General features: G+C 44.5%; 12 protein-coding genes and 1 pseudogene. 6 read left to right on the top strand and 7 right to left on the bottom strand.

The annotated features are described in order from the left end of the window. The first annotated feature begins 179 nt into the window (after window positions 1-179). A complete protein-coding gene (locus tag A3756_RS05205; protein WP_082865095.1) occupies window positions 180-1,283 on the top strand; it encodes an efflux RND transporter periplasmic adaptor subunit in 1,104 nt (367 codons plus the stop codon). Continuing rightward, entirely contained in the window at window positions 1,283-4,459 is a 3,177-nt protein-coding gene (locus A3756_RS05200; protein WP_068510469.1) for an efflux RND transporter permease subunit, read from the top strand. The genes A3756_RS05205 and A3756_RS05200 overlap by 1 nt, the downstream gene beginning before the upstream one ends. 9 nt (window positions 4,460-4,468) lie before the next feature. Here A3756_RS05200 and A3756_RS05195 read toward each other — a convergent pair whose 3' ends face one another. Beyond that, on the bottom strand, window positions 4,469-6,019 hold the full coding sequence (locus A3756_RS05195; protein WP_068510471.1) for a M48 family metallopeptidase: 1,551 nt from the start codon (window positions 6,017-6,019) through the stop codon (window positions 4,469-4,471). Between the two features lie 261 nt (window positions 6,020-6,280). Here A3756_RS05195 and A3756_RS29170 point away from each other — a divergent pair, with 261 nt between their 5' ends. After that, a complete protein-coding gene (locus A3756_RS29170) occupies window positions 6,281-7,216 on the top strand; it encodes a PaaI family thioesterase (RefSeq protein WP_368664571.1) in 936 nt (311 codons plus the stop codon). A 63-nt stretch (window positions 7,217-7,279) separates the two neighbouring features. Here A3756_RS29170 and A3756_RS05185 read toward each other — a convergent pair whose 3' ends face one another. Then, window positions 7,280-8,410, bottom strand: a complete 1,131-nt coding sequence (locus A3756_RS05185) for an SMP-30/gluconolactonase/LRE family protein (RefSeq protein ID WP_197470094.1) — start codon at window positions 8,408-8,410, stop codon at window positions 7,280-7,282. A 264-nt stretch (window positions 8,411-8,674) separates the two neighbouring features. Between A3756_RS05185 and htpG the strand changes: the two genes are divergently transcribed. The 3 genes from htpG to A3756_RS05170 all read left to right on the top strand — a co-directional run bounded on the left by htpG (window position 8,675) and on the right by A3756_RS05170 (window position 14,709). After that, complete coding sequence (gene htpG / locus A3756_RS05180) at window positions 8,675-10,591, top strand: molecular chaperone HtpG (RefSeq protein WP_068510476.1); 1,917 nt, start codon at window positions 8,675-8,677, stop codon at window positions 10,589-10,591. 362 nt (window positions 10,592-10,953) lie between these two features. Further along, the gene (locus A3756_RS05175) at window positions 10,954-13,491 is read left to right on the top strand and encodes a hypothetical protein (protein WP_068553018.1); all 2,538 of its coding nucleotides are present in this window, start codon (window positions 10,954-10,956) and stop codon (window positions 13,489-13,491) included. Window positions 13,492-13,614: 123 nt separating this feature from the next. Further along, window positions 13,615-14,709, top strand: a complete 1,095-nt coding sequence (locus A3756_RS05170) for a hypothetical protein (protein ID WP_068553017.1) — start codon at window positions 13,615-13,617, stop codon at window positions 14,707-14,709. On the opposite strand, the gene A3756_RS05165 is transcribed toward A3756_RS05170, so the two are convergent. The 5 genes and pseudogenes from A3756_RS05165 to A3756_RS27340 form a co-directional block, all read right to left on the bottom strand. Beyond that, on the bottom strand, window positions 14,699-16,609 hold the full coding sequence (locus A3756_RS05165) for an ATP-binding protein (RefSeq protein ID WP_068553016.1): 1,911 nt from the start codon (window positions 16,607-16,609) through the stop codon (window positions 14,699-14,701). The two genes, A3756_RS05170 and A3756_RS05165, sit on opposite strands and share 11 nt — an antisense overlap. A gap of 24 nt (window positions 16,610-16,633) precedes the next feature. Continuing rightward, complete coding sequence (locus tag A3756_RS05160) at window positions 16,634-16,837, bottom strand: hypothetical protein (RefSeq protein WP_068510480.1); 204 nt, start codon at window positions 16,835-16,837, stop codon at window positions 16,634-16,636. Between the two features lie 20 nt (window positions 16,838-16,857). Further along, window positions 16,858-17,502, bottom strand: coding sequence for a TonB-dependent receptor (locus A3756_RS05155; RefSeq protein WP_068553015.1), 645 nt, complete (start codon window positions 17,500-17,502; stop codon window positions 16,858-16,860). A gap of 83 nt (window positions 17,503-17,585) precedes the next feature. Further along, the gene (locus tag A3756_RS05150) at window positions 17,586-18,548 is read right to left on the bottom strand and encodes a diguanylate cyclase (RefSeq protein WP_068510485.1); all 963 of its coding nucleotides are present in this window, start codon (window positions 18,546-18,548) and stop codon (window positions 17,586-17,588) included. Window positions 18,549-18,558: 10 nt separating this feature from the next. Continuing rightward, window positions 18,559-19,093, bottom strand: a pseudogene (locus A3756_RS27340) (response regulator); the annotation flags it as partial.

The raw sequence follows: 19,093 nt of genomic DNA, 5'->3' as shown, positions 1-19,093 counted from the left end.
TTAGTGGTGTTTAAAAACAGGCTATTTGAATATGAGTTCAATATATTTTACTTTTTGTGACTATTGGTCATAAAATTTTCTTCCCTTCTAGTGTATGCTATCGATATTAACTCAAGGCCTTAGTTTACTGACGTTTTAAATGGCCATCCTTTATTGATTGATTAGCTTTTAAGTGAGGCATGATGAACCGCTCTTTAGTTTTTTCTATTGTTATGGCAATAGTCGCTACCCTGTGGATTCTATCGGGGAATTTTAAAGATGATGCCGAGCACCAAGGACAGGACGTTATTGCGGAATCATCTCAGCGCGATGAAGGTTTGTTCCGCGTGACCGTAAAGCAGTTTAAGGCACAGGAGCTCACACAGCGTATCGACTTGCAAGGTGAAATAGATGCCGATAGAAATGTTGATATTCGTGCTGAGACCGAAGGAGCTATTGCTAAATTGATCGCCAAGAAAGGTGATCGAATGACAGCCGGTCAACGTGTGCTCAATTTGGCGATGAATGATAGGCAGGCTCGCTTGGCAAGGGCTAAAGCGGATCTTAAGGTTGCAAGGGCCGAGTTGAAATCAAGCTTAAGTCTGAAGGAAAAGAATCTCTTATCCGAAAATCAGCTGCAACAAAATCAGGCGAATGTAATGGCGGCTGAAGCCGCGGTTAAAGAGGTTGAGCTGGAAATCGAACACACCCATATACTTAGCCCTTTTGCGGGTGTTTTAAATGACTTACACGTTGAGCAGGGTGACTACGTTGCTCCAGGCACTGTGTTGGCAACAATTGTCGACGATCAGGCGCTTATCATTAGTGCTGATGTTCCTCAGCAGCACGTTGCCAAATTAGCTTTGGGGCAAGTGGTTGAGGCAAAGTTACTCAATGGTACTGAGCTAAAGGGCAAGATCACTTATATATCGAGCATTGCTGATTTGGCGACACGCGCTTTCAGAATAGAGGCCTTGGCGCAGAATTCGTCTCAAGTAAAACGCTTTGGCCAAAGCGCTCGCGTTAGTATTTTGCTTGGCCAGCAAAAAGCCCACAAACTTTCTCCTTCATTATTAAGCCTTGATAGTCAGGGTGAACTGCAAATTAAAGGACTCGATGTTGAGGGGCGGGTAAAAGCATATCCGGTTGAACTCTTACGCAGCGAGAATGATGGTGTTTGGCTAGGCGGTTTACCCGAGGTGCTTGAGCTTATTACCGTCGGGCAAGGTTTTGTTTCGGTTGGTGAAAAGGTCAGCCCTGTTCGAGTTTCGGCAGAAGATAAGGCGTCAGGAGTAGATTCTTAATGAAAGAGTACTTTGGTACGGCACCAAAAACGCCAATCGACTGGGCGATAGAGCGTCGCCGTGCTGTGCTGTTGGTCTTGGTATTTTTACTAATATCCGGGATTTTTGCTTATCAGAGTATCCCAAAAGAGTCTGAGCCGGATATTGCCATTCCTATTGTTTACGTATCGATGTCGCATGAGGGTATTTCACCTGAAGATGCCGAGCGCCTACTTATTCGGCCAATGGAGAAAGAGCTTAAGTCGATAGAGGGTGTCAAAGAGATGAGCTCCGTTGCCTCCGAAGGGCATGCATCGGTGACGCTTGAATTTGATGCCGGTTTTGACAGTGATACGGCCTTGGATGACGTCCGTGAAAAGGTTGACCGTGCCAAATCAAAGCTACCTGCGAGTAGTGATGAACCTGAAGTTAATGAAGTAAACGTCGCTCTGTTTCCAGTTTTCAGCATGAGCTTGGCAGGCCCTATTCCTGAGCGGCAGTTATTGGCTATTGTGAGAGATCTAAGAGATGACTTGGAGGCGCTTCCTGGGGTGCTGGAAGTCGATATTGGCGGCGAGCGCGATGAAGTATTGGAAATTATTGTTGACCCGCTGGTACTGGAAACATACCAGATAAACTTTGAGACCGTGTTGAGCATTGTTAATCGTAATAACCAGTTGGTTGCTGCTGGCGCCATAGATAGTGGTTATGGTCGTCATGTCATTAAAGTGCCGGGTGTTATTGAGGATCTGGAAGATATTATGGCCCTGCCGATCAAAGTGGTTGGTGATAGGGTGGTGAGTTTTAGGGATGTTGCGACGGTAAGGCGCTCCTTTAAAGACCCGACAGGGTTTGCTCGTGTAAACGGGGAGTCTGCTTTGTCTTTAGAAGTTAAAAAGCGTGTCGGTTCAAACATTATCGAAGTGATTGAAAGCGTTAAGGCTATTGTTAAAGAAAAACGTCAATTTTGGCCTGCTGCGGTCAAGGAAACGTTTATTCTCGACAAGTCGGGCGAAATCAGAGATATGCTCCAAGATCTGCAAAACAACGTGTCGAGCGCGATTATTATGGTCATGATCGTCATTGTTGGAGCTTTGGGCTTACGTTCTTCATTCTTGGTGGGCATAGCTATTCCAGCATCCTTCCTTAGCAGTATTATGATTATTAATATGATGGGTTTGACCTTGAATATTGTGGTGCTGTTTAGCTTGATTCTGGTTGTCGGGATGTTGGTAGATGGAGCCATTGTTGTTGCCGAGTTAGCCTCACGAAATCAAAGTAAAGGGATGTCGGCAGCGAAAGCTTACGCAAGTGCATCAAAGCGGATGTCATGGCCGATCATCGCATCGACCGCGACAACGCTGGCTGTTTTTCTTCCCTTGATTGCTTGGCCGGGTGTTGTCGGCGAATTCATGAAGTTCTTACCCATTACGGTGATGATTTGTTTGATGGCATCGCTTGTTATGGCTCTGGTATTTTTGCCCGTTTTAGGCTCATGGTTAGGAGGGCAAACTAAGGCTAAAGGGAAGTTAGTAGACGAGTATGAACGTGATGGAGGTCATCCGCATACAATAAGCTCATTGAATGAAGAAGCCGGTGTGATGAAACGGGCCTATGTTTCAAGCTTGAGTGCCTTGCTGAAGAGACCGGGCTTAACATTTATCGGTGCACTGGGCGTCATAGTCTTCAGTTATGTCGCCTATGGGGCTTTCGGAAAGGGTGTAGAGTTCTTTCCAGATGTCGAACCGGATAGCGCGCAGGTTCTTATTCACGCTAGAGGTGACTTATCGATACATGAAAAAGATGCCTTGTTAAAACAGGTTGAACGTCGGTTTTTAAGTCTGATTGAAGGCAAAAACGAGCTTGAATCAATTTATGCCCGTTCTTTCAATCAAGCTCAGAATGCAATGGCCGAGGATGTGATCGGTTCAATTCAGTTTCAATTTGTTGATTGGGATAAGCGGCGTGTAGCGTCAGAAATTCTCACAGAAATGGAGGCGATGACCGCTGATATTTCAGGTGTAAAGTTGGAGTTTCGCAAAGCAGAGAATGGCCCTTCTGGCGGTAAACCGATCAAGTTGCAGGTTAGTGCAATCTACCCTGAGCACACTGAGCAAGCGGTTGAGCTTATCCTCTCAAAGATGGAAGCCCTCGAAGGTTTTAAAGATATTGAGGATGATCGAGCGCTACCGGGTATCGAATGGCGACTAGATGTAGATAGAGAGGCCGCAGCACGTTTTGGTGCCGATATCGCTTTGATCGGTAGCGCCATTCAAATGATTACGAACGGCTATCGCGTTGCCGACTTTAGACCGGACGATACGATAGAGGAAGTCGATATTAGTATTCGCTTCCCTGAACAGTTCAGAAACCTCAATCAGTTTGATAATTTCAGAATCCAAACCTCAAAAGGCATGGTGCCCATTAGTAACTTTGTGTCGCTGAATCCTGCGCCGAAGAATGGCACGATAAAACGGGTTGACGGTAAACGGGCTATTACGATTCAGTCAGATGTTCTTGAAGGACTGCTACCTAGCGAGCGCCTACAAGCTCTGCAAGCTGAGTTCGATCTGTCAGAATTTAAGCCAGATGTACGCATCGCCGTAAAAGGGGAAGAACAGGATCAGAAGGAAACAGCAGAATTCCTCGGTACGGCTTTTATGACGGCAATCTTTCTAATGCTTTTGATTCTCGTCATACAGTTCAACAGCTTTTATCAGAGTATTTTAGTATTGAGTGCGATTGTCTTTTCAACCGCGGGGGTTTTACTGGGCCTGCTGATCACAGCTCAGCCTTTCGGTATCGTGATGGTCGGCTTGGGTATCATTGCCTTGGCAGGTATCGTTGTGAACAATAATATTGTATTGATTGATACCTATAACTCGTATATCAACAATGGAGTTAGCCCTTATCAGGCGGCTTTGATGACGGGTGAGATTCGTATGCGACCCGTGTTATTGACTGCAGGAACCACTGTTCTTGGTTTGATACCGATGGTCTTATCGATGAATATCGACTTTATCAATCGCGACGTAGCTTTTGGTGCACCTTCTACACAGTGGTGGACTCAGTTATCTAGTGCCATTGCTGGTGGATTGGCGTTTGCCACAGTCCTCACCTTGTTTCTAACACCGGCTTTACTGGTACTTGGTGCTAATACTCGCCAATGGATATCAAGCAAACAAAACGGTTCCTAATTGGTGTTTCTATTCAAGTGTCACCGAGCTAATGCTGGTTTTAACCTTTTCGCCTGTTTTTAAGTGATAAACAACTTTGGCAGGATAGTAGGGGCTGCGTTTTTGCGCCGGAATCGTTTCGTTAATTGACCATTCTTCAATCTTAATTACTTTTCCATTTGCGTCAATTAGCTGCGTGCGCAACTGTAGAGCGCCAATGTTCAGTGGACTATGGTTTTCTATTGTCACCAATAAAGGCCCTTTAGGGTCTTGAACATGCTTGGCCTTTAAGTATTTTTCCGGTGTTTGCTTAATTTCGATTAGGGCCAGTTTTAGTTTTGCCTGTTGACCTATATCGCCTTGCGCCTGGGCTGCTTGTGCATAGTACTTAAGTGCTTGTTCCTGATTCTGAGACTCGCTGTATAGCTCTCCTAATTGTAGGGCAGCAATACTTGTTGGTAGTAAACGCATGCTATAGCGATAATCATCAATGGCATAGCTAGATTGGCCTAGAGCGGCATAGCTTTGAGCACGCTTTAAGTAATAAGAAAATTGATTTGGGTTGAGCTCTGTGGCGCGCATATGGGCCGCAAGTGCAGAATCTTTATTTCCCTTAGCGGCCAATGCATCGCCTTTTATGGCGCTAAATAGTGCTTCTTTAGGTTCTATATTACTTGCTTTAGAAATAAGGCTAAGCGCCAGGTCGTAATCTTTTTGTGCCAGGGCGGCATTCGCCTGGTCTGCCAGGTCGTAAGCTTCTTGTTTACTCTTGAGGTAGGCGATGGCTTGTTGATACGCCTCTTTACCCGAGAAGGCGTCTTTGACAGGGTTTGAGGCAGCGTATTTGATATTTGCTTCTACCCGTTCTTGAGAGGGCGGGTGTGAAGCAAATAAACCGTCAAGCCATGAACTTTTTTGCTGCTTTGATAGTGAGACAAAAACCTTTTGAAGTTCAACAGCGCCCTGCAGGTTGTAGCCAGCCTTAGCCATATATTTCATGCCGTAGTGGTCTGATTCCAGCTCGTGGTCGCGTCCATATTTGGCAGTGGTTAACCTTGCCCCTAAGTTCGCACCGCCAATAATTAAGTCTCGATAGTCATTATTCGCCAAGCCTAAACCCAGGCCCGCCATGCCGACTTGAACCAGTAAATTATCACGCTGACGCTGGGCGCCGTGTCTGGCAGCAGCGTGAACAATTTCATGACTAAGCACTGCAGCTAGTTGAGCTTCACTTTCCAGCTTTAAGAGCAGGCCACGATTAATAGCAATCTTGCCTGATGGCAGGGCCCAAGCATTAGGGACTGAGTTATTGAGAACGACAAACTCATAGGGAAGTTTTGGGACATCACTAAGGGCGGCGAGCCTCATACCAACCGTGCTGACATATTCACTAAGCTTCGGATCAAGGTTGTAGGCGCCACCTTGTGATTGCTGTGCTGGTTGGTATTGTTGCTGGCCTATTTTAACGTCTTCAGAAAAAGAGCTGAACATTAGCTGCTTTTCTCCGGTTACCGGGTTTACAGAGCAAGCGCTACAGAGCAAGGTTAGGCAGAGTAGAAGATAAGTAAAAATGGGGCGCATAAGACAATACCGGGTTCTAGTTAACAGTAAGTCAATTTTGCGCTAATGGATTCACTCTTTTCAATAGCAAATGAGTAATTACTATTGTTATAAATAGGATGCTAGGTGGAAATCTCCTGATTAATTACATTTCTTAAAAAGTGTGACATTGGTTATACTTCGGCGCTTCAAATATGTTAGCTGATAAGGAGCTGACATTTTATGCTTAACTAGAATAAGCGTTCCCAGCTAAATTATGTAACGCTGATTGTGAGAGAATGAATGAGAGACGAAACCATGTTGTTTACCCAAGTCGAAAGCTTTGTAAGCGTATTGGCTCAGTGCCAGGAGTTGGGTATTAAGGTTGTTTCTGCAAGAGAAAACGAGCTGATACTAGAATTGCCTTACAGCGAGAAGATTATCGGTAACCCAGATTCAGGGGTTATTCATGGTGGTGCGATTACCACCTTGATGGATACGACCGCAGGTGCCGGTGTGCTATGTGCAATGCCGGAGTTTGAACTCTGCCCAACACTAGATTTGCGTGTTGACTATATGCGCCAGGCAAAACCGGGGCAGTCAGTATTCGCGAGAGCAAGCTGCTACCGTTCAACCAACAATATCTTGTTTATGAAGTGTGAGGCTTATCAGATTGACCGGACTGTGGCGCATTGTGTCGCAACCTTTATGCGTATGGGCGAGAAGGGCATTCCTTCCTTAGATGTGATGACGAAAGATATTCCTGTTTATCAATCAAAGAATATTGGCAAGGTTTCTCTGCCCGAAGATTTTAAAGATTCGGTGATACAAGCGCGCGACAAGAGCGACTACAAGATACTGACCTCAGCTATTCCTTATGCGCAATTGATTGGCATTGAATGCCTGGATGATAGAGGAGAGCTAACCTTTAAGTTAAATCAGAAGGAAGGCAATATTGGTAATCCTATTCTTCCCGCAATTCATGGTGGTGTCATTGGTGGCTTTATGGAATTGTCTAGTGCTATGTATTTGCTGGTATCTCAGTCGACTTTGAAATTTCCCAAAATTATTGATTTTTCATTAGATTACTTACGTGCCGGTGCAAACCAGGATACCTATGCCTATTGTAATGTGACCCGCCAGGGTGGCCGCGTTGCTAATGTCGAAGTTCACGCCTGGCAAGAAAGCCGCGATAAGCCAATTGCCTTGGCCAGAGCGCATTTTTTGTTAGAGGATTAGGTTTTTCAAAGGGGTCAGACTCGATTGAAATTCAATCGAGTCTGACCCCTTTGAAATTCAACCTCAATGCCCAGGGTAAGCAGTGGTATCGGTCTTCAATTTAAATATCTGATAAGGGCCTTTTTCTTGAATGTACTGGTCAGGCTTGGCTATCACACTTTGTAGCGCACTAGCAGTAACGTATAACCAGCCATTCGGGCCGAAGCTGAAACCATCAGGCCAGCGAAGCTTCTTGTCTTTGTAAAGTGTTTGTATGGAACCATCAGAGCGCATCTGTATGATAGCCGAATGCTCCAGATCGCTGATGTATAGAGTGTCCTCATCATCGATAGTGATGCCATCGCTCATGGTCTTTTCACCAAAAGCTTCGATTTTAGTTTTCAGCGCTTCTGCACTTAGTGCAGGATTATTCAAATCACTTACCCGTACGCGCCACATCTTCTCGTCGGTAACGGGAGCAAAGTAAAGCCATTCTTCGTTGCGGTCTAGCGCAATAGAGTCAACGCCAGGGCGAATAGCAAAAACACCAAACATCAGCATTTTCACACCTTCGACATGAGGAACATAGTAGTCCGGGTCGACCGAGTCGTGGTCTTCAATAGCAATACGAGCACGCTGTTCTATCACATCATAAACGATGATAGATGGGCTAAGACCTATGATACTTGCATTGGCGATATAGATGCGTGTGCCATCATGACTGACTTGGAAGTCATTCATATGTGAGCCTAGCCCTGCAATATCTGAACTAAAACGATGATGATGCACAACCTCGCGGGACTCAATATCCACGGCAAGGATCTGAGGTGTTTCTTGCCCATGGTCACCATAGTCGAGTAGCCATAAGCGGCCTTGTCTGTCTAAACGCATTGATAGAACAGTACTCAAGTTAAGACCAGCTGGTGACTCGAACTCAAATGGTTTGGCTTCGCCATCAACCAGTTCTGCGATGTTATAGGGTGGAAAACCTTCCGGATGATAAGTGAAAAAGATGCGCTCATTTTTCGAGACTGCGATGTTTCCAGGAGGGTAGGGCAGGTCAGCAACTTTGATAAGCGCTTCAGCCGGGAGCAGGGGCTGGCCACTTCTATCAGGGAAGGCATCGCCGCCGCCGTAGAAACCATCGAGTGCGGCCGCACCGAGGCCAATAATCAAAACAACTGCGAATAATAGTGTGGTAAGGGCTTTTAACATGATTCTCAATTTATCTTTGTAAAGGTAGGTGGAGGGCATTAAACCATAATCTGGCTTTGTGCGCGAAACAGCTCGAAACAAAACACGATAAAAATTACTTGAAATTAAAAATGCCATCCCCACATAAGGTTTCAAGGCTTTTCAGGTCGGTGGTAAGCAAGGCTGCATTGATAATGCAGTCCCTCTCATAAGTTTGAGATAAATTGCTGCCGGAAAGCGACAAATCAATTTTTCTGAACAACGAAAAACGAGAGAAACAAATATATGTCAGCACAAGATAATTTAGAAGCAAAGCAGGAAACCCTTGGCTTTCAAACAGAGGTTAAGCAGCTTCTACATTTGATGATCCATTCCCTTTATTCAAATAAAGAGATCTTCTTACGCGAATTGATTTCAAATGCTTCCGATGCAGAAGATAAGCTGCGTTTTGAAGCGCTATCTAACAACTCTTTGTACGAAGACGATGGTGATCTGAAGATTCGTCTAGAGTTTGATGAAGAAGCCAAGACAGTGACATTAACTGATAACGGTATCGGTATGAATCGTGATGATGTCATTAACCACTTAGGTACGATTGCCAAGTCAGGCACTGCCGAGTTTATGTCTAAGCTAACAGGTGATAGCCAGCAAGATTCTCAGTTGATTGGTCAGTTCGGTGTTGGGTTCTATTCCGCATTTATTGTTGCCAAGAAAGTTGATGTATTCACGCGTAAAGCGGGTACAGATAAAGCGGAAGGTGTTCACTGGAGCTCCGAAGGTGAAGGTGAATTCACCATAGAGAATATCGAGCGTGCCGAGCGTGGTACTTCGATTGTGCTTCACCTGAAAGAGGAAGAGGCTGAGTTTGCTAACGGCTGGAAGCTACGTAGTCTGGTTAAGAAGTATTCTGACCATATCGCCTTCCCGGTTGTGATGAAGTCTGAGCCAATGCCTGCTGAAGAAGGTAAAGAGCCAGAAGAGCCAAAAGACGAGACAGTCAACGAAGCCACAGCGCTTTGGTCTTTGTCTAAGTCTGAAATCAAAGAAGAAGAGTATCAATCTTTCTATAAGCATATTTCTCATGACTTCCAAGAGCCACTAACTTGGTCTCATAACCGTGTTGAAGGTAAATTGGACTACACAAGCTTATTGTATATTCCTTCAAAAGCGCCTTTTGATATGTACAACCGCGATGTACCGAAAGGGCTCAAGTTGTACGTTCAGCGTGTTTTCATCATGGATGAAGCTGAGCAGTTCCTGCCTCTGTACCTACGGTTTGTTAAAGGTATTGTTGATACTCGCGATCTTTCGCTGAACGTCTCTCGTGAAATCTTGCAGAGTGACAAGACCGTTGAAAGTATGAAGACTGCTTTGACCAAGCGTGTTCTTGATATGTTGACCAAGATGGCGAAGAACGATGCTGAAAAGTATCAGTCTTTCTGGGATGAGTTTGGCCAGGTAATCAAGGAAGGCTTGGCTGAAGACTTTGGAAATAAAGAGAAAGTTGCCGGTTTATTACGTTTTGCGTCCACTGAAGGGGATAGCAAGCAGACAGTTTCTCTAGCGCAGTACATTGAACGTATGCAAGAGAGCCAAGACAAGATCTACTATGTTAGCGCTGAGAGCTATGCAGCCGGTATCAGTAGCCCTCACATGGAAATCTTCCGTAAAAAGGGTATTGAAGTGCTTGTGCTGAGTGATCGTGTTGATGGCTGGATGATTTCTTACTTGAGTGACTTTGACGGTAAGCACTTGCAAGACATCACCAAAGGCGAGCTAGATCTAGGTGATATCGAAGACGAAGAAGACAAAAAACAGATCGAAGAAGCGAGCAAAACTTATGAAAGCTTGATCGGCCAGATCAAAGACTTGTTAAGCGACAAGGTTGAAGAAGTTCGTGTTACTAATCGTCTGACTGACTCGCCAGCTTGCTTGGTGGCCGGTGCACACGATATGGACGCACAAATGAAGAAGATCATGGAAGCAGCTGGTCAGGCTGTTCCAGAGACTAAACCAAGCTTCGAAGTGAACCCGGAGCACCCATTGGTTCAGAAGTTGAACGAAGAGCAAAATGATGACCGTTTCAACGACTTGGCCAACGTCTTGTTTGATCAAGCTGCTCTTGCTAGCGGTGAACAACTGAAAGACCCAGGTGCCTTTGTATCTCGCTTGAATAAGCTATTGTTGGACTTATCTAAGTAAGTCTAAGACCTAGCTAAGAAAGGGAGTTTGGTTTTGGCCAAGCTCCCTTTTTTTGTTTCTGCAATAAGACAAATCAATTCTCTTGAATTGCTTGATCAAGTGGAGCTCCTTTAAACGTCTTTGTTTCAACTAGTGATTTATTTAGGGGCTTCTCTTTCTAAAAATATGCTTGTCTAAATGTTAGCGCTGAACTATCTTTCTTTAACGGCTTTGAAAATATACAAAGCACTAAAGAATTCTATCTGTCACTATTGAAGTAGCTATATATAGATTCGTAGCACTTTTGTGATGGGTGTGTCGAAATTTATGTTGACGCTCAATCACCTAAAAAGGGTGAGGGCACCAAGGAAAGGAGAAAGTTGATGAAAAAATTAGGTTTAAGTCTTGCTATTGCAGCTGCACTAGGTTTGAGCGCGTGTGGTGGGTCAAGTGGTGGCTCATCGGGTGGAAGTTCGTCGAGTTCAACGGTAACCGGTACAGCGAGTAAAGGTATTATTGTAGGCGGTCTTGTGAGCGCTTATCTATTTGATAGTTCAGGTTCCCCAGAAACAACAGCAATTGCGACAGCCGTAACCGATTCGGCAGGCGAATATTCCTTAACGATTCCTTCGGAACATGAAGGCAAACCTGTTTTTATCGTAGTTGATGACAATGATGGTGCTGCTTCAATGAAGTGTGATATTGCAGGTGGCTGTGATAACGATGGTGATGGTACTGTAGATGTGGAATTTGGTGCTTCTTTAGATCTGGCAGCTGGTGACTTAAGTTTAAGCGCGGTTTTACCAGAGAGTACAGAAACGGTCTCTGTTAACGTAACGCCACTTACAACGGTTGCTGCGACATTGGCCCAAAGCGTTATCGAAAGCGGCACAGTGTCAGAATTTAACATCCAAGAAGCTGTCAACAATGCCAATTCTCAAGTAGCTGACCGTTTTGGTTTGACTCAGGATATTACTAAGATCCCAGTCGTTGATTTAACTGACCCAGAAGCCGTTGCAGCGCAATTAGCTGACGATGCAGATGTCGTTCAGTATGCAGCGATTAATGCAGCAATTGTGAGTGCTGTTCAAGGTGATGACACCACTAATAGCACCTCAATCAACGAGGCAATTGAAAGCTTTGCAGAGAGCTTTGCTGATTCAGGCTTGAGTGATAATGCTGTGAGTGATGATGTGACTGACTTGGGCGATATTCTAGAGGATGCTCAAGAGGTTATCCAAGAAGTTGAAGACGATATCGTAGCTTTAGGTGAAGAGTTTGCTGATGCGGTTACGGATATTCAAAGCCTAGAAGATGATGTAGCAGCCGATGAAACCTTGGCAGATGAAGCGGTAGCTAGCGACGACGGTGACCAAGGTACGGCCAGTGAGACAGCAAATGCGACTAACTTGGCTCAGGTAAAGGCGTTTGTAGAGGAGCTTCGTGAACTAGGTACTGCAATAGATAGTTCATTAGTTGGCGACGGCGAGGGGCAGGATACGGTTGCTAATATTCTGGATGGCTTTGACCTACAGATGGAAGCCGCAGATCTCGCGAGTTCTGATGATGTCGGTAATGCGGTTGAAGGTATGGCAGAAGCTTTAGGTGCGATGTCTATTGCTTATGAGAATAACTTCGACTTTGAGACTGGCGGTTTGTTAACTCCTTCAGAAGAAAATGAAGCAGAACTTACGTCGCTTCCAGCAGATGTAGTCGTCGAAGGTATTACGGTAAATATCTCACAAAGTGAAGGGGCTATTGTTCTAAGTGTTGATGAAACTGTTGTTATTGAAGACGATAGCGGCATAGCTCAGAACGTGAGTGTCGACATGATGGGTACTGTCGTCGACTTTACGATAGATGATGACTCTACTGAGTATGAAAATTATAACGAATCAACCAACGTTTATACTTGGGGCGATGAAGGTACCGTCTCAGGAAGTCTGGATATCGATGTGACTGGTACGGCATCGGTAGGAACTGTTCTGGTTACTCTAGAGGAAGGTTCAGGTCTAGAAGCTGAAGCCAACCTTTCATATGAAGGCAATGGTACAGAAGGACAGAGTAGCGGTAGCTACGATGACTACCTTAATGCCACCGTGACTGATTTTGATGCGGACTTTAATGTCAGCATTGAACAAACAGAGGCAGGTGAAGGACAAACTGATGGTCCAATGTCATTCTCTGGTATGTTGGGTCTAGACGCATCAATTGGTCGATTCATTGAGGACACAGAAGATACTTGGAACAATACCGAAACTAGTTGGTCTGATTCAGAATCAGAAGATCTAACACTGAGAAGCGCAGTGGTAGGAATTAGTTTGCAGGGTACTTTTGCAAATGATGCGCACAGCTTTGAAGCATCGATAGCGCTAAATGGCGATGCTACGGGTGTTACCTTCCGCGAGATCTATAGTTATGATGAATCATATAGCCAACAAAATGGTTGGTCATATAATGACTCTAACTCGGATAGTGGCGAGACAACATCGAACTGGTCGGACTTGAGTGCAAATCTGAGCTTCAGTGCTGATCTTCAAGGGGTCGCTGATGCAATTGACTTCTCATTTGATGTTGAGCGCTCTGGCTATGACGATGCAGACTTTAGCTTATCTTTGGCTTATCCTGGTCGCACGATAGATATCGAAGCGGCTATAGAAGGTATCGATACTGATGGCGCAACTGCTGAAATGACCTTGACCAATAATGACGGTGTCGTGATTACAGTGACAGGGGATGAGTCTATTAGTGAGGAAGACGGACAATTTACCATTGAGATCCGTAAAGATACTAATGAGGATGGTGTTGTCGATGAAGACGACTTCCTATACGCGTGGTATGAAGTTCGTAACGGCATTGAGTTGTTAGTTTTTGCTGATGATCAAGATGCAGATAATATTGAGTTTGAATCATTGTTCTAAGTCAATGCTTAATCGGGCATACTGCTTAAGTGTTATACTAGCTATGCCCTGATTATAGGGAATACAAGAGAGGCGTTATGCCTCTCTTTTTTTTAGGGATGTTATTTTAGGTGTTAGTTCAGAATGCTAGTTCACAGGTTTACACTACTATTCCTCTCTCTTTCCTTCTTTATACTCAAATCTAATGCTTATGCGGCACCTGCAGAATATGAGGCCTACCTAGAAAGTGATGTCTATGGGCATAGTGAGACCTCTTCAATAAAGCAAATCGCTTTTGATGAGTTTAAAGGGCCACATTACCGTCAGGGTGAGTTTTCTTTTACTCATAATCGTTGGGAAAGTGGTATTCGTTTTAATAACTTCAAGATCGCCGCAATTGCTCGCTATGATTATGTTTTGGATTATTCTGAGGATCTTGCTGAGCTTGTCTATACAGATAAAAATAAGCTTGAGGTAGATACTAATCGGGATTATGAGCTGTATTTGGATGTATTACATGCACATACTTCCGGGGTTAAACTTGGCTATTTGACGCCATTATTACCATCGCTAAGTATGGAAGTTGATATTTCTTTGCTGAATATGTCGGCGTTTATGGACGGTAGCCTTAGTGGTGATGTACAGATTTCTGAAGACAGTTACACTGGTAACATTGAGCTAGATTACGTTTATGATAAGGACCGGTTACTAGAACGAACTGCAGTAGCACCTGATGCTTATGGTTATACCTTGGACTTAAGGTGGATGTTTAGGCCAAATGAGGATCTCAGCATTGATGCACAAATACTCGACTTATATAGCCATATAAAAATCAACCGTGCGCCAACGACCTCTGCGCAAGCGAGTTCTGACAGAGTTAACCTTGATCCATCTGGCAGGGTGGATGTAAAGCCTGTGCTGACCGGTAGGGAGGGCTATAAAGAACATACGCTAAGGTTTCCTAAGCGTTTAAGTGTAGAGGGTCGTTACAGGCTGTCGAGCATGTTGGAAATGGGCTTGGGCTTACATAAATATGATTCCTGGATGACTAGTCGCCTCCACGTAAACGGGTTTATATCAGAGCACGGCGCACTTCAAACGGTTTATGATTTTAAAACTAAGGCGGTAACATTGGGCTGGAAAGGAGAAAGCTGGCACTTTACTTTAACAAGTGATCGTTTTGATATTACTGATGCCTACACCTTTGGATCACTCATAGGGGCGAGCTTTAGGTTCTAATCGGAATACTTACCGAGAAAGTTGTGCGCCCAACTTCACTCTCAAAATCAATATTTCCTTGATGCTTATCGACAATTTTCTTACAGATTCCTAGTCCTAAACCGCTGCCTTCTCCGGCTGGTTTTGTGGTAAAGAAGGATGAAAATACCTTTTCTTGGATATCCTCAGGAATTCCTGGGCCGTTGTCGGTGAACTGCACAAGAATATTACCCTCCTGTACTTTGGTAGAGACCGATAATTCACCTTCATTATGCATTGCTTGAAGTGCGTTATGGGTTAAGTTGGTCCAGACTTGGTTTAGTTCGTCGGGGTAGCAGAGTGTTGAGGGTAAATCACCATAGTCCAAGTGCACTTCACAGCCTTGCTTAAACTGGTTCTGGTAAAGCACCAAGACTGTTTTAATGCCGTCGTTGATATTGCTTTGAATCATTTCTCCGCTGCAGTCTTGATGAGAGAAACTCTTCAAGGCAAAGACTATTTTTGATACGCGCGCGATGGCGGTATGAATGGTCATGTTGTTTCTTCGAATACTCGTAAGGGAGTGAGCGAGGGAAACGATTTTGTTATTTTCAGGGTCGAGAATTTCAGGTTTTAGTGCGCTGAGCTGATCGTGTAAGCCCATTTCCAATAGCAATTCTGCTAGATCTTCAGCACCTTCCTGATGATGGGGAGCAAGTTCTTTTGATAGAGAGCGCTTAATTGCCCTTTCCTCACGCGTGCTAAGGGAGTCGGAATGATTATTCGTCGACCTGCCTAGCAGGGAGATGATCTTATTCAGTGCTTGAGCGTCAGGGTCGGGGCTTTTTTCCAGAATAGGTTTCAGTTGGGTAAGGTGGTCTTCCAAACTCATAGAGGTATTACTGGCCGATGCGCCTATCGCCCCGAGAGGCGTATTGATTTCGTGAGCAATACCTGCGATCAGTTGACCAAGTGCTGCCATTTTTTCTGAGTATATTAACTGCTGCTGGCTTTCTTCTACTTTTTTGAAGGCGTTAAGTAACTCTTCGTTCTTCTTATGCAAGGCCTTTGTTCGCTCATTAACTTTTGCTTCAAGCGTTAAATTATATTGCGCTTGTTCTAGGTAATTTTCTTCCAGGTTTTTTGCCATGTCGGTGAAGTTATGACTGAGTTCGGCAATTTCATCAGTACCAGTTACTGCGGCGTTATGGACTTTAGTGAAGTTTCCGTTTGCAATTTCTTTGGTGTAAGCGCTTAAACGCACTATGGGCTCAACTAAGCGCTCTGCTAACTGAGAGATCAGCACAAAGGCGACTAACAAAATCGCTCCGGCACTATAAAATGCCTTGTTCGTTTGTTCTTCTTGTAGTTGAGTATTTTCTGCAATAGATTGGGTGATCACTTTGTTCAGTTTTTTCAGCGAATATAGAAGGTAAATATCCCCCCAGTTGGATTCTCCAATAGTTATCGGTACGCGGTATTCAAGTGAAGAGATCGGAAGAGCGCTGTCTTCAGGGTTATTAATCCCGAGGACTGAAATACTATCAGGGGTTTTTATGCTCACCTGACTAAGGCTGCCATGATTTGTCGGCTGATAGGGAAGCTGTTGCTGCAACGGATCTGATGTGTGGATAAATACTTTGCCGTTTTTGGATACTAAAATAGCTTGCTGCAGCTCTGGTGTGTTGTTGACAGAATCGTTAATAATTTGGGTTAGAGAAAAAAGATTGAACGATGCCAGGTTTTCTGCGATCGAGCTACTCAACGCTTGGGCTTGGACGAGTGCTTGTTGGTTGAGGTTATGTTTTAGCAGAACGATACGCTTCTCTAACTCGGTATCAAATGCTTGCTTGTGTAGGTTTATTTGAAGGTGAGTGCTGACATAAAGCACAAGTAAAAGTGCACTAGCAATGATGAAAAGTAGTTTGTTGCGAATTCCCATGCTTAGACTTCTGTCTCCGTACAGCTACTTATTGGATAAATGCTCTCTTAAGCAGGTGAGTATATCCTCTATTTCCCAGGGCTTGCCAAAACAGGCGGCAAGATTCGCTTGTTCATAGGCTTCTTGGACTGCTGAGCTATCGGCATGACCCGTGAGTATTATCTTGATGATATCAGGGAACATGGCATGAACGTCAATCAAGAACTTATCGCCTTTGGTAACAGGCATAATGTAGTCCGAAATGATGGCTACAATCTGTTCACCATCTTTAAAGGGCCTGTACCATCGCGATACGATGCATTGAGCTTCCTTGATTGGTCACTTCCGATGCCTGCGCTTAGTGTTGTTTCTTGTGTATTCTGAGCCGTTTTGGTGATGATGTTAATTACGGCGACAAAAGCATTGGCTCCGTAGAGTGCTGAGCCAGGGCCACGGACAATTTCTACCCGGCTAATGTCATCGACAATAAAGTTGTTGTAAGAGCTTAGTGCACCACCATTTACCAGGTTGTTATTGTTAGCGTGGCCATTGATTAGAAATAATACTTTTTCACTGAAGTCTGTTTTTAGCCCTCTTATCTCGAGGGTAGACCCTCCCATATTAGTTTGGTAAACACCTAAGCCAGGTACGCGCTTTAGTGCGTCCATTAGGTTGCGCGCACCCATTCTTTTTAAGTCAGCAGCGGTAATGACGGTAACACTTGCTCCACTTTTCTTAATATCTTCCAAAGTCTTAGTTGCCGTAGAAACATAAGTCTCTGCCTGTAGCCACTGTATTTCTTCTTGTAATGGCGATACGGATTGAGCAGGGGCTAATGTTTGGGAAAGTGCTGGTGCGCTAGCGGCGGCAAGAATAGCAAAGCTTATGTTTTGAAACTTTGAGCGGCGGATCATAGTGACTCCAAAATATTATTAGAATTGTCGTGGTTGATGACGTTATCTCTAGCGCGACACACCTTTCGGCGGCACGCTAGATTTTAACTATGGGAGAATGTATTGGTCTGGTTTCGCCCGCCTTCTTTAGAGGCATATAAGGCTTGGTCAGCTTGTTCAAGCCAGGTCATATAGTCGCTAGTGGCTTCAACAGCCTGACTAATTCCCAAGCTAATGGTAAATTTGATTGTTTTACCGTCATGAACAACTTCCATGGCTTCGATCTGTTTGCGAACACGTTCGCAGAAAACCATGGAATGTTCGGCATCGGTGTTACCAAGAATAACGCCAAACTCTTCACCACCGTAGCGGCCGGCAATATCAGTTTTACGAAGGTTATCCCGAAGTGCCTGAGAAACTTGCCTGATTACTTCATCGCCGGCTTGGTGACCATAGGTGTCATTTACCTTCTTGAAGTGGTCAATATCAAACATAATGACAGAGCAAGTCGTGTGATAGCGCTTATAACGGCTAAACTCTGCTTCTAGGCACTCTTCCCAATAACCTCGATTGTTTAGCCGAGTCAGGCGATCAGTTCGACTCAGCATTTCTAATTCAGAGTTCGCTCGTTCCAGTGCGTTCCGGTTCGCGGCAATATCAGTCACGTCATAGAGAATGATAGCGATATGGTTTACCGTTCCATCAGCAGATACCAAAGGTGAGATGGTCACGTTTTGGTACATGAATGGTTCTGTGCCGGTAATTGGGCGGTAGTTTTTGAATTTGAACAGATAAGGTCGCTGCTCCCAGGTCATAAAGGAGCGGTTTTTTAACATAAACACTGAATTAGATTTATGCTCTAGCCAATCTCTGGGCAAATCAGGGAATAAGTCAAAGAGATTCTTGTCTTTGGTCTGCAATGGAGTTATGCCGCTATGGCTCTCCATGAAACTGTTCCAAACTTTAATGCTAAAGTTGCGATCCAGTACCACGAGGCCGACATCGATGGTTTGCAGCATATCCATCAGCCAGTGAAATTCTTTTATATCTATCTGTGATCGTTCCATAGTTCGGCTATTAATCCATCAAGTAGGAAAGTCGTTTGTTCAAATTGTCCAGTGAATCTTCAGTGAACAGTAATAACAGGTCGCAACTAATGTTGTAGTTTTCAATTTCGTAAGTGATTTCAATGGCGAGTGTTTTCTTCCAGCGCTTGGCATTGGCTTTGATCAATTCACTTACTTTGACATGCTGCCCTAAAACAACCGGGTGCCCTTGACTGAAGGTGGTGTCGAGTTGTTGGGCAATACCGTTAGTACAGGCGCCCACTAGAATACTGGCCACTTCCATTAGTAGCTCAAGCTCAACCATGCGATCGACTTCGCCTTTGTAGTCGAGCAGCTTGGCGATATCACCAAAACTTGAATCACTGAAAATGAGCAAGGCTTCGCCACTAATACCCGAACCGATAAAACCTTGGCAAACGGCAGAGTAGGTGTCTTGTTGCTCGGTGAGTGATAAGGCCATTTCTAACTCACTAACTTCGAGCAAGTTAACGTTTGGTATAGGCAGTTTTACGAAGACTTTCAAAAGCCGAGCGAGTAGGTCAGCT

It is taken from the genome of Oleiphilus sp. HI0086 (genome assembly GCF_001635225.1).
Note: the sequence above shows the minus strand (reverse complement) of the source record. Positions and strands in the feature narration are given on the sequence as shown.

Coding starts and splice junctions, on each gene's coding strand:
- A3756_RS05160 (WP_068510480.1), bottom strand. CDS start 16,837: ATGCCTGTTACCAAAGGCGATAAGTTCTTGATTGACGTTCATGCCATG.
- A3756_RS05195 (WP_068510471.1), bottom strand. CDS start 6,019: ATGCGCCCCATTTTTACTTATCTTCTACTCTGCCTAACCTTGCTCTGT.
- A3756_RS05155 (WP_068553015.1), bottom strand. CDS start 17,502: ATGATCCGCCGCTCAAAGTTTCAAAACATAAGCTTTGCTATTCTTGCC.
- A3756_RS05150 (WP_068510485.1), bottom strand. CDS start 18,548: ATGGAACGATCACAGATAGATATAAAAGAATTTCACTGGCTGATGGAT.
- A3756_RS05205 (WP_082865095.1), top strand. CDS start 180: ATGATGAACCGCTCTTTAGTTTTTTCTATTGTTATGGCAATAGTCGCT.
- A3756_RS05170 (WP_068553017.1), top strand. CDS start 13,615: ATGCTAGTTCACAGGTTTACACTACTATTCCTCTCTCTTTCCTTCTTT.
- A3756_RS05200 (WP_068510469.1), top strand. CDS start 1,283: ATGAAAGAGTACTTTGGTACGGCACCAAAAACGCCAATCGACTGGGCG.
- A3756_RS05185 (WP_197470094.1), bottom strand. CDS start 8,410: ATGTTAAAAGCCCTTACCACACTATTATTCGCAGTTGTTTTGATTATT.
- A3756_RS29170 (WP_368664571.1), top strand. CDS start 6,281: ATGAGAGACGAAACCATGTTGTTTACCCAAGTCGAAAGCTTTGTAAGC.
- htpG (WP_068510476.1), top strand. CDS start 8,675: ATGTCAGCACAAGATAATTTAGAAGCAAAGCAGGAAACCCTTGGCTTT.
- A3756_RS05165 (WP_068553016.1), bottom strand. CDS start 16,609: ATGGGAATTCGCAACAAACTACTTTTCATCATTGCTAGTGCACTTTTA.
- A3756_RS05175 (WP_068553018.1), top strand. CDS start 10,954: ATGAAAAAATTAGGTTTAAGTCTTGCTATTGCAGCTGCACTAGGTTTG.